Source organism: Brucella tritici, assembly GCF_902825325.1.
Taxonomy (GTDB): domain Bacteria; phylum Pseudomonadota; class Alphaproteobacteria; order Rhizobiales; family Rhizobiaceae; genus Brucella.
Genome location: NZ_CADEAR010000032.1, coordinates 1 through 14,494 on the forward strand (window position 1 = coordinate 1; position 14,494 = coordinate 14,494).

Below are 14,494 nucleotides of genomic sequence, written 5' to 3' on the forward strand. Positions count from 1 at the left end.
AAAATGGTCGGCGAGGTTGGCGAGATGGGGATCGACCGCGACCCTGTGGGTGAAGATGTTGCGGCTTTCGAGAGGTTGACAGCCGCATATGAAATCCTCAACCCGGGAGGGCCGAAGACCTCGCTTTTCGTGGCGTATGTTCCCACCGGTCAGATTTATAGTCAGACATGTGCGGAAGAGCGCTGTACGATGGAAGAAATGGCAACGCCGGAGCAAGCCTGTTTGATCGATCATATGAACCAATGCAGCTATGTTGCACTTCGCTTCCGGGGCGAAGAGTTCTGCCTGCTCCGTTCGCCGCAAAACTAGGTGTTTGATCCCGGGATCTGATGGATCTCTCACCGGCATGATCGCTGAACTCCGTGCAGTATGCGGCTAACTTGTCTCGGAAATCCTGAATTTTGCATCGGGACGCACTAACTTTGAATTCTCACGGGAACTCCTGTCGCGATAGTCGGGCGTGAAAGTCCGACTTACACGACAGATTTTTGCGGCACTACATGCCGCTTCTACCCTCCCTGCCTGCAAGCCGACTGACCGTTTCCCACTTCAACCCGGCCGTTTCAGCTCGCAATAGCTAAAAACTGCCTGACTGCCTTTCGATCAGACACTCTCCTTTCCGATGACAGAAAACTTGCGAAGAATGGCATCGCATGAACGGATAAGTCCGGGCAGGTAGGACTGGTCTCCCTCCACGATGAAACGATGATATTGGTTGACGTGATCAGCAGTAATTTCAATCACCGCTTCAACATGACCCAACTTTTGCATTGTCAGAACGACCTTGATTCCCGGTTCCAAGCCCTTGAGCGTGGCTTCGCCTGCCAATGAGGTCGCCATTACATCTAGTTGATCGCGGAATTTCCTGATGTCCGTAGTCATCAGGATTGGCCCTGCACATTCGACATGTGCGCCGTTAGCCTCCATGCGCGCGCGAACCATCAGCCAATTTCCATCCCAGAAGTCCAACGCATCCGGGAACTGGCGTCCACTAATCCAAAGCGAAAAGCCGCTAAAGTGCAAATCGGGTTGATCTGTCATAGCCGCGACAATGCCATGGCGTCCGTCCGTTTTCTACTCGCCAACTAAAAGGCCACCGTTCCTCTTGCCATACTTTCCCTATACCTGAAAATCCTCAAGAAGGCTTTCTTCGATTATTGCTTCGAGAGTATAGGTAGTGGCCTGCGTTTTGGCCGCACCCTGATGAATGCCATCTCCGCGTTGGTGGGTGTTTCAGAAACTCAACGGCATTTCTTTTGTCAACAAGGGAAGGGGGCACTGTTGTGAACACCGTTCCGGTCTGGTCCTCCTATTCGTGTTACTATCGATTGGGCTGTCTCTGCTCCGTTTTGACGGCCTGTTCATGATGGTCAGTCGCGCAGCCTCGATTGCCGCAGTAAAGGATTTGGCCCTAAAGCATCGGATTTTCAGTACCCCGGTAGCAAATCTGAAGGTTATGGCGTCTGTAATCAGTCTGCGTTGAACTGAAGTCCCGACGATGTCCTCCAAATGTATTTCAACACTCAATTTGTCAGGACGAGCATGCAATGCCCGGTTCATGTCGTTTGGGCGGAAACTCAGAGTGGCGGCTGTCAGTTCGCACTTGCCTCCTACCCACTATCCACCTTGCCTACGACGACGCTCATCAATCTGACCAGAGATTGTATCTGGCAAAAGATCGGTTTCCGACAAGCTTGCATTATCAAGGAAAGCCTTGACGAGACGGCTATCGATAACGTTTGGCGTGGCATCCTCCCGATAAAAGTCTGTTACAACAGGTATCCAGATACTAGCGCATGGGAGAAGCTTTAGACAAATGAACCAGATTGCCTGACTTCAACGCAGCCTTGAAAAACTGTGCTGACTGGCATTGTCGTATAGTTAAGAACGGGACGAACCCCGGTGCCTGGGCCCGTTATTCCAGCGTTTGAGCGAAAGGTAGTGCAGGCTTCGTGTAGGTGCCAATAGAATATCTAAATCGAGAGCGGCGCCTCAAGCCAATAAATAAGAGAACAGCGATCCCGCTCCTCGCGATTGTTTTACAGTTCTGTCGCCGCCGCACGGCAAAATCAATTTGTCATCATCGCCTAAAGGCTTTGATTTTCTGACAGTTATGACCTGTTTCGCTTATGAATGAGAAGCAGTGGATTTCCTCAACTCGTAAACTTGATGTGACGCAGCCTCGTCTTGCTATATACTGTCAGCATCCGATCCATTCAGATGGAGATTGGGGTCATGGAGTGGAGGCTAATAATAGAACTGATCCTGTCCATGTTTATCATGAGCGCGGTGGTTGTAATTATATTGAAAGCGCAAAAAAAGAAATGATAGTCACCTGCGCGAAAGAACCATCCTTTTGCGTTGCAACGCGTCAGCGATAGACGATGCATACCGGCACAGCGGACGCCGTAAGCCGTGTTGTAGTAACAAGCGTCGCGTGGCGCGGCTCGTTCCTGTGAGCCAAACTTCGATTCCACGCCGATTGGCTTTTTGGACCAGTCCTTCAATCATATTGGCACCTGTGGAATCGAGGAATGAAACATCCTCGAAATCGATCACGAACGTTTTGTAGCTGTCTGAGATCCTGTCCAAAACCGTGCCGATGGAAGCGGTGGCTCCGAAAAACAGCGCCCCGTTTATACGATAAATCAGGGTTTCAGGGTCGGAGGACTGGGTTTCGTCATAGTCTTTACGAGGCAGGGCACTATCCGGTATGTCGCTTGCCACAAGCGGTTTCAGATTGGGGTTGTGGGACCGCACTGTCGTCACTCTGCTTATTCGCTGGATAAATAGCACCGAGCCCAATGCAAATCCCACTACTATAGCTTCGGTCAGATCGCGGAAGACCGTGAGCAGGAAGGTTACGGTAAGGACCGCCGCCTCTCCCCATCCCGACCGTAGCAGGACGGCGATTGCCTGTTTTTCGACCATGTTCCAGGCGACAACCGCAAGAACGCCGGCCAATGCGGCAAGCGGTATGTAGGCAGCAAGTGGGGCGGCCACCAGCATAAACAAAAGTAGGAACGCTGAATGCAACATGCCGGATACAGGCCCATGCGCGCCGGATCTGACATTGGTGGCTGTGCGGGCAATCGTGCCGGTCACGCAGAAACCGCCTAACAACGCTGAACCGATATTCGCAATGCCCTGCGCCATCAGTTCGCAGTTCGAGCGATGGCGGCGTCCGGTCATGCCATCGGCGACGACGGCGGAGAGCAGGGATTCGATGGCTCCCAGCAAGGTAAATGAAACCGCTGCAGGAAGAACAGCTAGAATTTTCCCTCCCGTCAGGGTAGGCAACTCCGGCGCTGGCAGGCTGGACGGTATGCCACCGAATTGTGAACCGATGGTTGTGACCGGCAGGCCAAACAATGCGGCGGCGGCAGCCGCAAGTCCGACTGCGATCAACAGGCCCGGCCAGTGTGGGCGAAACGTCTTGAGGCCCAAGATCATCGCAATCGTGCTGATGGAAATCGCTACGGCAGCGGGTGTGAAGCTATCACGAGCTTGCCAAAGAGCCGCAATTTTTTGCAAAAGCGGACCCGGTTCATGCTCGAGCATAAGTCCAAAAAGTTCCTTGATTTGGCTGGCGAAGATAATGACGGCGATACCTGCGGTGAACCCGATGGTCACTGGATAAGGAATGAACTTGATGAAAGTGCCGAAGCGAAGAAGACCAACAGCCGCGAGCATGATACCGGACAAGAAAGTTGCAAGGATAAGCCCTTCCATGCCGTGCTGAGCAACCGTGGCGGCAACGAGTACGATGAAAGCTCCGGCTGGTCCGCCAATCTGGAACCGTGAACCACTTAAAGCCGAAACCAGAAAACCCCCGACAATCGCAGTATATAGGCCCTGCGCGGGACTGGCGCCGGATGCTATCGCTATGGCCATGGAAAGCGGCAGGGCGACAATTGCCACCGTCAATCCCGCCAGCGCATCGGCGCGCAAATTCGCCAATGAATAGCCTTCTCGCAGAACCGTCACAAGCTTCGGCGTGAAGAGTTCGAGAAGTCGCTCTTGGGCGTATCCGTAACCAGTGTCGTCATGATTAACCGCGTCTCCACAAGGAATCGGCGGGATCGTCGGCAGAATATCGTCGGCGGTCGCCGTCGGGTATAGATTATCTGGGTTTCAAACCGGGGATTTCAAACGTACACCGCGCCCACCGGAATTGCTCAACGCCCCTTCAGCGATCAATTCAATGCCGGCTGCCTCAAGGGCGCCGACCACTTTCACGAGACTGTCAACGACGCCGCGCACATTTCCATCGGTAGCTTCCATCCGCTGAATGGTAGGCAAAGACAATCCCGACATGCTCGCCAGAGTTTTCTGGTCAATGCCAAGCAGAGCACGCGCCGCACGCAATTGAGCTGAAGTCAACATCGCTTTTGATGCCTGTTACCTTAATAGAGAAACATAAGTCATTCAGGCTGATGTATCAAGCATTCAAAACCAGGTCTCGCTCTACTGACCCAAACAGCCGTGTACGAATAATTGCCAGCAGATGAATATCAGTAGTGTCCACGGCGCGCTAGTTGCATGATTGGGCACGCGAATGCCGCGATTGGCCGCTTCGGTGACATAACCGGAGCGTAGGCAATACGCGGAGAGTTCGTTTGCGTCCAACGGGTGAGGCATCCGACGGGTTGCCCGGTCAGATAAACGACTTCCTCCCGTCCATTGCCAATGCTTTTTGGTTCTTTGAGGTGAAACGTCAGGTAGGGGGAGCGCAGTGCCGGAGTTGAGCTTGTGTTGTTACCAAAAGTTGGTACTATAGTGCAAAGGAGTAAATACATGTCACGAAACACATCAGTTTCCCTCGGTGATCACTTCGTCAACTTCATCGATTCACAGGTGAGGGGAGGGCGCTATGGCTCTGCCAGTGATGTCGTGCGTGCAGGATTGCGTCTTTTAGAGGAACAAGAAACGCGTGTTAAGTCTCTACAGGAGGCGCTGATTGCGGGCGAAGAGTCTGGTCAGTCGAAGCCCTTGGATCGTGAGGGCTTCCTGCAGAGGATGAAGACGAAGCATGCGCTTTGATGGGTATCAGCTTACACCGCTTGCCGAGGCCGATCTCGAAGATATCTGGGTTTACACCTTACGCGAATGGTCATTAGAGCAAGCAACCAGCTATATCACTGACGTCATGGATGCTTTTGAAGGGTTAACGGACGGGAGCAAGCGTGGTCGGTTGACGGACATCCGACCAGGTTATCTCAAATATGCCGTCGGATCCCATGTGATCTATTTCCGGGAGCACGAGAACACGCTGCTTGTTGTGCGTATTTTGCACGGGCGTATGGATGTTGGGCGGCACATGTAACGCATATTGTGTTGCATTATCGAAAGTTCCAATGACGGAGGATTGTCTGTCACATTGATTGAAAGACGGCCTCTCGGCCGAATGATCGGTCAGGCGCTTAGCGACGAATGAGACCAAAACGGTGGGCTTCATCTAAAAGGTGACGAACGGAGGAAGGCTGCCATTTCCTCCCACCGCGCGTCGGCCGCTCTCCCATCTGATCGAGCTGGGCCGCGATATCGCGAAGCGACAATCCGGGATCGGCAATCGCAATTGCGGCGACCAGTTTCATCAGGTGATCAGAAGGGATGCGGCGAGGGGATCGGGCAACAAGCTTCTTGTCGGCGATTTTTTCGCGGACGAGACGATGCACGGCGCGGCGCAGACGCTCGACCGTCCAGTCATGTCCGCGCCTATTGAGCACCTGTACGATATTCTCCCAGCTGTGGACCGGGCGCATTTGTTGCACCAGAGGCAACCAGGTCTGTGCCGAGGTGATCAGTTCATCGAGATAGCGTTTGTTGCGCGCTTGAGATACCGCCCGGATCGCTTCCGGCTTGCGCTCTCTCAAGCCGGGATTTCCCGGAAGCTTGCCGCGCGCCTTTGCAGCTTTGATCCCCGCTTTGGTCCGTTCTGCAATCAGCGCGCGTTCGAGCTGTGCAACGGCGTCCAGCACCTGCAGAGAAAACATGCCTTGCGGCGTGGATGTGTCGATGGGATCACGGATAGATCGAAAGTGGATGCCGCGTTGTTCGAGATCTTCGATAACCTGCAGAAGGTGACTGACCGAGCGGGCGAGGCGGTCCAGCCGGACCACGACGAGAACGTCACCGGCAACGAGTTCCGAAAGCAGCCGGGTCAGGACCGGGCGGGCGCGTGAAGTCCCGGAACCCTGCTCCTGAAAGATGCGATCACAGCCAGCTGCCCGCAACTCGTCCATCTGTGCATCATGGACCGGATCGTCGGTCGAGACGCGTGCGTAACCGATGAGGCGAGCGGGACGGGGCAACGCACTGGTGGCCTGACGTTTTGACATGGCTGTTTCTCCCGCGCTTGAAGCGGCTTTGTTCAAATAAGGCATGCATGAGAAAATGGTTAGTTGCAAGCGAGTTTTACTATGCAATTTAACCGCCATCAGAAGCGATTTTAATGGGTAGACGAGGAAACCCTCATCAAAACAACCGTTGCGCGCCAGCGGCCTACCTAAGTTAAAAGGTCCAAATCTATAAACAGGGAGAGGGATGGATAAGCTGGAATGATCACGGTAGGCGGCGAAAAGAGATAAGCCGAGAGCCTCGGTAGACACCGAGCAATCCGTAGTATGATAGCTCGTCCTTGGCGATAAAATGAAAGGTAAGAATACTTGGCGTTCCTTGCGGAGAACAGTGCCGTGAGAAGGGCTTCAAAAGAACTGTTTTCCTAAAATAGGTGCGACCGATTGGAGAAAATGTCAACTCGACGATACTTTAAATCCTTAGATTGTGGCGGGAGATACGTTCCTTGATCTGCCATTTGCTTTTGCTTCAATGGCAGTGTTAATTGTCGTTCAATTGGGGTGGGGGCATGATACAGAATCGATCGTTTCTTTTCTTGATAACAGGGTTTGTTGTCAGTTTTCTTGTTGCGGGCTGCGCGGTATCCGATGTCGGGCCGATCAATCGTTCAACGTCTCAATTATTCGCGTTTAACAATCATTTCGTTCCCGATCACGGGGATGATGGCGCAATGATCATTGGCCTGGCATTTTCTGGCGGCGGCACGCGGGCGGCGGCTTTTGGTTATGGAGTCATGCGGGCGCTCGATGATACGATCGTGGACGAATATCCCTATGAGCGAAGCCTGGTCGATAATATCAGGATAATATCCGGCGTGTCTGGAGGCGCGGTTCTTGCAGCCTATTTCGGCATGAAAGGGCGCGATGATTATCGGGATTTCCGTGAAACGTTTCTGGTCAGGAACGCTGAAGAACGCGTGCGCACCAATGCCTTGTCGCCAGCAGTCGCCATTGGCGTCCTGAATGGCGGCGCAAATGACCGATCCTCGCTTGCCCGTTGGCTCGACGACAATATTTTCCATGGTGCGACCTATTCAAAGTTTGACTGGTCCAATGCGCCATCGATCTGGATCTCTGCATCGGATATCTACAACCGGGTTCCATTTCACTTCAGCGTAGAAACCTTTGCAGCACTGTGCAGCAATCTGAAGGATGTGCGGATTGCTGACGCAGTCGCGGCGTCAGCGGCGGTTCCGGTCGTTTTCAAGCCCATTTCGGTTGCATCCAACCATGGTGCCTGCACCTATCGCCAGCCCGATTGGCTAAGCCGGGTCATGGCCGATCCCGAGGCGTCGTATAGGTTGAAGGCCTATGGGCGCGCACTGCACACTTACCGGTCGAGCAATGTGAATTTCATAAAATTGCTCGATGGCGCGCTGACCGATAATCTGGGGCTTACGCCATTTGCGATGGCCAGAGCCTCGGCGCAAACACCCTATGGGCCATTGTCGCTTGCCGATGCCGTGAAGCTGAAGACTTTTCTTTACATTGTCGTGGATGCTGGCCGTGAGATGGAATATCCATGGGTAAAGGAGCTGCAAGGGCCAGGGATTTCTGAAATCCTCGGTGCGGTTACGGATACTGCCATTTCCTCGTCGGTCAGGGAAGGGTTTGATGCGCTGAAGCTGGCGACAACGCAATGGCGCGACGAACTCATTGCATATCGGTGCAGCCTGTCTGCAGCCACAGTAGCGCGCTATCGCGGCTCGTTGAAAGGATGGAACTGCCGCGATGTCCGATTTCATGTACAACGCCTGTCGATACAAGATCTTCCCGCTGGCATGGCTGCAAGTTTCAATGAAGTGCCAACCCGCTTCGTGCTTCCGACAGAACAGGTGGATCAGGTGATTGCCGCCGGTCGCGTGGCGTTTAAAAGAAACGCCGTCCTCCAGAACGCCATTCGCGAAGTCCAGTCCGATGCAGGCGTCAAGAAACCGGTTAGCCCGAATTTGCTCCAACAAAACCTATCATCGTCTGAAACACTGGCGTCGGGGCCATTGTAGCGCCAGCACCAGCCCGGTTTTCGCAATATTACCATTTATGACTGCCGATCCGAGGCCACAGAATATACCATGATCAAACTGCTTTTTATGTTTGCCTGGGCATCGCTATGCTCGATGATTGTGTTATGGGCGGCAATGGCGCTCTGGTTTCATTTGCAGGTGGGGCAGACGATCAAAATCTGCGTCATGGCCCTGACCGCGCTTGTTCTTGCAGCTTATATCTCGGTCCTGTTTTCACCGCGTTCGAGCAGCCAGTTGATAAGCTTCAGTAACGTCGCATTCATCTGCCTCGGTTCCCTCTTTCTGGTCTCCTGGTTTTCGATGAAGCCTTCGCTTACGCGGGATTGGGCGGCAGATGTCCAGCACACGGTGACAGCGGATGTTCAGGGCGACGAGGTGACATTTCACAACATTCGTGACTTCACATGGAATGACAGCCGGATATTTGTGCCAGGGTGGAAATCCGGGACGTACAGGTTGAGCGAACTCAATTCGGTGGATGTCATATTGTCTTACTGGACGCATCCGGCCATTGCACATACATTGATTTCATTCGGCTTTGCAGATGGTCGCCATCTGGTGTTCTCTGCCGAAATACGCAAGAAAAAAGGTCAGGAATTTTCTTCGCTGGGTGGCTTTTTCAGAAGTTTCGAATTGGCGATGATAGCGGCGGAAGAACGGGACATTGTTTATTTGAGAACCAATGTCCGCGACGAGCGCGTCTATCGATATCCGGTCGATGTTGGTCAAGAGCTTATGCAGGCGATGTTGCTCAAATATATCGAAAAGGCCAACGATCTTGCCAGAAACCCGGCCTTCTACAATACACTGACGTCCAATTGCACGACGGTCGTTTTCGACCTTGTTCGCCTGCTGGAACCAGGTTTTCCATTTGATTACAGGGTTTTGCTCTCCGGCTATCTGCCGGAGTTTCTCTATGACAATGAGCTGCTCATGAACAGCGACCTGCCGTTCAGTGAAATCCAGCAGCGCGCCTTGCTGACGCCGGTTCGCTCAATGGAGCGCGAACAGTTTTCTACGGTCATCCGGCAGCCTGCCGGTACTTAGAGCATTTCCAGCAAAAGTGCGAAGCGGTTTTGCGTAGGACAATGCGGTAAAACAAATAGTTAGAGCGATTCTGATGATTCCGTATTAACCGGAACCGCTCTAGCTAGGCCGGATATATGCGAGACGTGTCCTAGTTTATGTCCTGCTTCGTGTTTGCGTATTTTTTTAGCAGGCGAAGTTTGGGAAACGTCAAGAACGATTTTGGTGGGTCGACCAGAGCCGACAATGCGCGCGCATAATCCAGCACCAGACCAGGCGTCCACGCCATGGATTCTGCGCGCTTGCGCATCAGTCCCGCTGCCCATAGCTCAGGATAAATGATCGCGCGCAACGCTGTAATTATTGGCCAGTTGTGGTCACGATAAACACCTTCCAGCGCTGCATCCAGAGCATCAGCGACTGCACTTGAGCAATTGCGGTTTGTGAGATTATAGGTGTTGTCTGCGCTGTAATCTTGCCAGAATGCATTCAATCGCGATGCGTCGATATTCTTGATCACCACCTGCACTGTCGATTGGCACCATTCGGCGGATTCTTCCTGATAGCTTGGCAGGAAACGTCCGGGCACATTGTTGTCTGCGGTGGCGCGTAATGTCCGGGTGAATTCGTCCGGCGATCGGTCGATCTCGACTGCCGGATAATGGCTGATATAGACGTTTGGGGCCATTTCCAGAGCCGCATGGCCCGTGGAAATGACGCCGTTTGTATCGACGGCTGCGATATATCGATTGATGGCCCTTTGATGAAGCGGGGTCATGACCTGACCTGTGGGAGTCCAGACATGGACGATCAGCTCGCTGCGATTGGCAGAATGGGCGAGGGAGCTGGAACCCGGCTTGTTCCATAAAGGATTTCTGTTGAAGATACTGCTGATCGATGCGCCTTCTTCCAGCCGTCGCACCCGTGTCGCAATGTTCAATATGCCAAGGCTGGTAAGGATCATGACGGCGCCGACATTGAAGGCAACTGTTCCGGCGTACCATGTTGGCCATGGCTGAAGCGTTGCAATGGCGATGCAAACTTCCGCAATGCCGCCCATCAACCCCAGCCGCCAGCGGGGATAGCGGACAACCCATGCACTGCCAATGCGCACACTGCCATCCACAAGGAAGCAGAACCCCAGCACCATCGCAAGCGTGAAGTGGCTGGCGGGGGTGGCGCTGAGGATCAGCAAGGCGACCGCGAACAACGCGATACCCTGCACGACACGCATTCGTCTCGCCGTTCCCTGACTGAACGCGGCAGCCAGGAGGCCGACAGCCGCCTCCGGCAGCAGGAAATAGCCAAAAAAGCGCGACGGAATGATCGTCTTTCCGTCCAAGGCATCTATAGCGATGAATGTGCCGAGCAGAAGCCAGACGCCGCCGGTAATGAGTAGTATTTTCCAGTGACGCTGAATAATTTCCCGGCCAAGGAGAATAAGAACGATGCGTATCATGCCTGGGGGGCTCCACTGGGTTTAAGCGTGCGCTTTACGATCAGGGCGAACACCATGAAAACGACGCAGACCATTCCCACAAAGGTCGGTAGGCCGTGCTGCATCACGTCTAGAAAACCGCCTGCCAGCATCGGTCCCACCAAGGCGCCGCCGCCCCAGAACAGCCCCATCGCAGCATAGACGCTGATAAGGTCCGCCCCACGGAACTGCGAGCCGATTATCGCGAGCATTGTCGTATAAATGCCAACGAAAATTCCGCCCCAGATGAACAATGCCGGGTAGGCCAGCCAGCTCACCGATAGAAGCAGGGGCCAGAGAAATGCCGTTATTGCGGAGACCGCCGTTAGGGCGATCATCAGTGTAACCCGGTTCATCTTGTCTGATAGCCAGCCGATGGGAAGCTGCAGCGCAATGGCACCGACCATGAGAACCGTGATCAGTTGTGCACCGTCGGTTTCGTTCCAGCCGAGCCGCATGGCATAAATGGCAAGGAAAGACAGTCCGGCTGTTTCAACTGCCGAATTGATTGCCGTTGTTCCCATGGCAATGGGCGACAGTCGCATCATACGCAAGAAATTTGAGTGTTTTTGCTGGGCCATTTCAATTTGTCGAAGTCCCGGCAGGCTCATGATGACAAAGGCGAGGAGGGCGACGACCGCCCCGATTGCAAATGGCACCAGCCCTTCAAACCCCGTAAACGACAGGATCAGCGGGCCGCCGGCAAAGCCCAGCGAGAGCGACGCTGTATAGGTTGCCATGATGCGTCCGCGATTTTTATTGTCGCTCAGCTCGCTGGCCCAGGTTTCCGTCAACACGAACAGAATTTCGGCAGAAATTCCCAGCAGGAAACGCAACGGAAACCAGAACCAGAAACTAGGCACCATTGGAAACAGGATCAGAAGCAACGCTGATGAAAGTAGCGCGGCCATGATGAGATATTTGGGCTTGTAGCGGATAGCCAGTCCCGAAAGGAAGGGGGCTATGCACAGGACGCCGAGCGCATGCATGGCGGCATTGGCACCGACAAGCGTTTCCGTCAGCCCGCTTTTGATAAGCATATGCGCCACCAGCGGAGCCGTCAGGCTGTAAGTGAGCCCGAAAATTGACGCTGTCGCAATTATGATGGCAAGGGAAAGGAGCGAACTTTTTTCACTTGAGCGTTGTGTTTCAACGCTGTCGACTTCTGCTTCCAGTCTCAATTCTTTGCCCCAACCCAAAAGAATAGAATCGATGATACCCCATCGTCCAATACACCGCTCTTCGTATTCAATTAGTAAAGCCGAAATTGCAAAAATTCTACATAGAGGCCTCCCCGAAAAGGGTAAAACGGTTTTCGGAGAAGACTTGTGCTGAAAAGAGATTTTAAAACATTGATCTATTTCATTCAGATCGGTCGTCACACTCTGTGTAACTTCGAATAAACGCCGCGATAAACCAGAGGACCTATATCCAATTCCCTTCTAGAGAACACGGTTTATTTACGCCCTCTATATAATGAGTTGCGCCAACGTATTTTTTGGGGGGCGTTCATGACAACATTACTGGGGATGTCGATTTACGTATCATTCTTGGCATTTTGCTTTTTCGGGGCGCTTTTATATGCCTGCGGCTGGCTCCTTCTGAAGCTGCGGGGCCTGCGGGCGTTGAAAGATCCAACTTCGGTGCCCATTGGTGCCTTTGTCGGCACGATATCCACCGCATGGGCTTTGTCTCTCGGCTTCGTCGCGGCAGATGCATGGACACTCAACTCTCGAGCGGATCTCGCGACCAGCAACGAACGGTCTGCGATATTTCGAATGTTGGGGACTGCTCATCCCACGGTCCTGAACAATGAGAGACTTAAGAACGCAGTGGAAACCTATCGGAATCTGGTGGTGTCAGATGAATGGGGAGCCGACGACAATATCGTGCCTTCGCCCAAGGTGGAGAAGTCGCTTCTTGCCATTCGTTCCGTTGTCCAGACGGTGGCCAGCGACGGCACGCCCTCTCCGATCGTATCCCAGCTCATTCATGATTTTAACGAGCTTCAGAATGCGCGCAATGATCGCATCGCTATCGCTAATACGTCCATCGACCAATATAAATGGTATCTTGTACTGGCGCTGACATTCCTGACTATCGCCACTATTGCTTCGACCCATGCGGATCGGGTGCGGGCTGGGAGGCATGCCTTGCTACTTTATTCAGCAACGGCTTCGATCAGCCTGTGGATTCTTGCGATCCATGCCAATCCATATATCGGCACTGAAGAACTAAACCCCACGCTGTTGTTTTCAAGCCAGCGTAGCTGATCAGGCACGTTCTCGAGCGGTCATCACGATGAACGACCGCTGTTAACAAGCTGCATGTGGCAGTTTATAAGTAAGCGCGATCCAGTTCATGTTTAGTGCGGTCGAAGAGTTGGAGATCCCTCCGTGAATAGTATCATAGCAGCCGCGATGCGCGCCCACTGCGCCGCTTAGCATCGTTATAATAGTCGGACGCCTGCTGCACGGAACGATGACGCGATTGGTCCATGGCTTCGGGGAGTGGAATGCCGCGATTGGCGGCTTCGGTGAGATAGCCAGAGCGCAGGCCGTGGGCTGAGAATTCTTTTGCATCGAGACCTGCCATTTGCGCGCGCTGTTTGACAATCTGGTTGATGGCGCTCGGTTCGAGCGCTCGCGCCGAAACATTGCCCCAGCGATCGACTTTTCGAAACACGCTGCCTTTGTCGATTTTTGCCGCTTCCAGCCAGCGGGTGAGAGCCTCGACAGGCCGCCCGGTCAGATAGACGATTTCATCGTGATCGGCACCACTGGTTTTGGTGCGACCGAGATGAATGCCGAGCGAGGGGAGGGGAGAGCCGTTCTCATCGGTGACTGGTGCCTGTTTGACCAGCTGTTCTACACGTAAGCCGGCGACTTCGCTACGCCGACGACCGCCCGAGGCAAAGGCCACCATCAGGATGGCCCGATCCCGCAAAGCCGTTAGATCCTCTCCGGAACAGGTTGCCAGCAGCTTGCCCAGAATATCGCCGGTAATCGCATGGACACTTTTGCGGCTACGCGGCCGGTTCAGGGCGCGCACCGCAAGCCGGATTGCCGATTTGACGGAAGGCCATGAAAACGCACCCTCCAGACCGCGCCAGCGGGTCAGCGTCGACCAGTTGGCGAGACGGCGACGCACGGTTGCGGGCGCATGTGGTCCCGACACGCGCAGAAAGCCTTGGCTGCGCAATTCCTCTTCCACGCCGACCGGCATGCCGTGATCGGGTTCGATCTCGCGCTGTTGCGGCCGCCACAAATGATGCGCGACGAATTTCAGCAACAGGGCTTCCGGCGCCGGAAAGGGGAGGGGATTGCCGGTCGCAGCCAGCGACCAGGCTTCGAGATAGGCCAGATCCGAGGTCAGGGCACGGAGCGTGTTTTCGCCCATGCCTTCATTGACCAGATGGCGCAGCGTCTCGACATCCTCATCGGTCAAAATGCCAGCCAGCATGTCGCGGCGGTTCATCGGCAAGACAGCAGCAATCGTATCTAAAGTCTCGGTGCGTTTTTCAATCGAACCTGACGACGAGCTGCTCATTTCGGCAGTCCGTTCTCGTCATATAGTTCATCGTGGTTCGAAGTCTGGTGCGTGTTTGC

General features: G+C 53.8%; 13 protein-coding genes. 6 read left to right on the forward strand and 7 right to left on the reverse strand.

Features of this window, described 5'->3' with window-relative positions; genetic code table 11:
- On the forward strand, window positions 1–309 hold a 309-nt coding region (locus HWX93_RS21435), incomplete at its 5' end, for a hypothetical protein (RefSeq protein ID WP_176038669.1).
- Window positions 310–603: 294 nt separating this feature from the next.
- Here HWX93_RS21435 and HWX93_RS21440 read toward each other — a convergent pair.
- The 3 genes from HWX93_RS21440 to HWX93_RS21450 all read right to left on the reverse strand — a co-directional run bounded on the left by HWX93_RS21440 (window position 604) and on the right by HWX93_RS21450 (window position 4,386).
- On the reverse strand, window positions 604–1,041 hold the full coding sequence (locus HWX93_RS21440; RefSeq protein WP_176038670.1) for a hypothetical protein: 438 nt from the start codon (window positions 1,039–1,041) through the stop codon (window positions 604–606).
- A gap of 1,290 nt (window positions 1,042–2,331) precedes the next feature.
- Window positions 2,332–3,987 (reverse strand): SulP family inorganic anion transporter, encoded by a 1,656-nt coding sequence (locus HWX93_RS21445; RefSeq protein WP_419191158.1) that lies wholly within the window; start codon window positions 3,985–3,987, stop codon window positions 2,332–2,334.
- A 147-nt stretch (window positions 3,988–4,134) separates the two neighbouring features.
- Window positions 4,135–4,386, reverse strand: coding sequence for a helix-turn-helix domain-containing protein (locus HWX93_RS21450; protein ID WP_109989473.1), 252 nt, complete (start codon window positions 4,384–4,386; stop codon window positions 4,135–4,137).
- A 411-nt stretch (window positions 4,387–4,797) separates the two neighbouring features.
- On the opposite strand from HWX93_RS21450, the gene HWX93_RS21455 reads away from it, so the two are divergent.
- Window positions 4,798–5,043, forward strand: a complete 246-nt coding sequence (locus tag HWX93_RS21455; protein WP_109989472.1) for a type II toxin-antitoxin system ParD family antitoxin — start codon at window positions 4,798–4,800, stop codon at window positions 5,041–5,043.
- Window positions 5,033–5,326 carry a type II toxin-antitoxin system RelE/ParE family toxin gene (locus tag HWX93_RS21460; RefSeq protein WP_176038671.1) on the forward strand — a complete coding sequence of 98 codons (294 nt, stop codon included), beginning with the start codon at window positions 5,033–5,035 and terminating at the stop codon, window positions 5,324–5,326. The genes HWX93_RS21455 and HWX93_RS21460 overlap by 11 nt, the downstream gene beginning before the upstream one ends.
- 97 nt (window positions 5,327–5,423) lie before the next feature.
- On the opposite strand, the gene HWX93_RS21465 is transcribed toward HWX93_RS21460, so the two are convergent.
- Window positions 5,424–6,341, reverse strand: coding sequence for a recombinase family protein (locus tag HWX93_RS21465; RefSeq protein WP_109989470.1), 918 nt, complete (start codon window positions 6,339–6,341; stop codon window positions 5,424–5,426).
- A 527-nt stretch (window positions 6,342–6,868) separates the two neighbouring features.
- On the opposite strand from HWX93_RS21465, the gene HWX93_RS21470 reads away from it, so the two are divergent.
- Both HWX93_RS21470 and HWX93_RS21475 read left to right on the forward strand, forming a co-directional pair.
- Entirely contained in the window at window positions 6,869–8,362 is a 1,494-nt protein-coding gene (locus tag HWX93_RS21470; RefSeq protein ID WP_176038672.1) for a patatin-like phospholipase family protein, read from the forward strand.
- Window positions 8,363–8,431: 69 nt separating this feature from the next.
- Window positions 8,432–9,430 carry a DUF4105 domain-containing protein gene (locus HWX93_RS21475; protein ID WP_181394334.1) on the forward strand — a complete coding sequence of 333 codons (999 nt, stop codon included), beginning with the start codon at window positions 8,432–8,434 and terminating at the stop codon, window positions 9,428–9,430.
- A gap of 130 nt (window positions 9,431–9,560) precedes the next feature.
- Here HWX93_RS21475 and HWX93_RS21480 read toward each other — a convergent pair whose 3' ends face one another.
- Both HWX93_RS21480 and HWX93_RS21485 read right to left on the reverse strand, forming a co-directional pair.
- Window positions 9,561–10,868: an HdeD family acid-resistance protein gene (locus tag HWX93_RS21480; RefSeq protein ID WP_171058842.1), complete on the reverse strand. Its 1,308-nt coding sequence runs from the start codon at window positions 10,866–10,868 to the stop codon at window positions 9,561–9,563.
- Complete coding sequence (locus HWX93_RS21485) at window positions 10,865–12,268, reverse strand: MFS transporter (protein WP_235969181.1); 1,404 nt, start codon at window positions 12,266–12,268, stop codon at window positions 10,865–10,867. The genes HWX93_RS21480 and HWX93_RS21485 overlap by 4 nt, the downstream gene beginning before the upstream one ends.
- Window positions 12,269–12,397: 129 nt before the next feature.
- On the opposite strand from HWX93_RS21485, the gene HWX93_RS21490 reads away from it, so the two are divergent.
- On the forward strand, window positions 12,398–13,159 hold the full coding sequence (locus tag HWX93_RS21490; protein WP_109989468.1) for a DUF4239 domain-containing protein: 762 nt from the start codon (window positions 12,398–12,400) through the stop codon (window positions 13,157–13,159).
- A 133-nt stretch (window positions 13,160–13,292) separates the two neighbouring features.
- Here the strand turns inward: HWX93_RS21490 and HWX93_RS21495 are convergent, their stop codons facing one another.
- Window positions 13,293–14,435 carry a site-specific integrase gene (locus tag HWX93_RS21495; protein WP_176038673.1) on the reverse strand — a complete coding sequence of 381 codons (1,143 nt, stop codon included), beginning with the start codon at window positions 14,433–14,435 and terminating at the stop codon, window positions 13,293–13,295.
- Window positions 14,436–14,494 lie beyond the last annotated feature (59 nt).

Excerpts from the sequence above, each read along its gene's own strand:
- HWX93_RS21490 (WP_109989468.1), top strand. The coding sequence starts at position 12,398 with ATGACAACATTACTGGGGATGTCGATTTACGTATCATTCTTGGCATTT.
- HWX93_RS21475 (WP_181394334.1), top strand. The coding sequence starts at position 8,432 with ATGATCAAACTGCTTTTTATGTTTGCCTGGGCATCGCTATGCTCGATG.
- HWX93_RS21440 (WP_176038670.1), bottom strand. The coding sequence starts at position 1,041 with ATGACAGATCAACCCGATTTGCACTTTAGCGGCTTTTCGCTTTGGATT.
- HWX93_RS21455 (WP_109989472.1), top strand. The coding sequence starts at position 4,798 with ATGTCACGAAACACATCAGTTTCCCTCGGTGATCACTTCGTCAACTTC.
- HWX93_RS21465 (WP_109989470.1), bottom strand. The coding sequence starts at position 6,341 with ATGTCAAAACGTCAGGCCACCAGTGCGTTGCCCCGTCCCGCTCGCCTC.
- HWX93_RS21450 (WP_109989473.1), bottom strand. The coding sequence starts at position 4,386 with ATGTTGACTTCAGCTCAATTGCGTGCGGCGCGTGCTCTGCTTGGCATT.
- HWX93_RS21470 (WP_176038672.1), top strand. The coding sequence starts at position 6,869 with ATGATACAGAATCGATCGTTTCTTTTCTTGATAACAGGGTTTGTTGTC.
- HWX93_RS21480 (WP_171058842.1), bottom strand. The coding sequence starts at position 10,868 with ATGATACGCATCGTTCTTATTCTCCTTGGCCGGGAAATTATTCAGCGT.
- HWX93_RS21495 (WP_176038673.1), bottom strand. The coding sequence starts at position 14,435 with ATGAGCAGCTCGTCGTCAGGTTCGATTGAAAAACGCACCGAGACTTTA.
- HWX93_RS21460 (WP_176038671.1), top strand. The coding sequence starts at position 5,033 with ATGCGCTTTGATGGGTATCAGCTTACACCGCTTGCCGAGGCCGATCTC.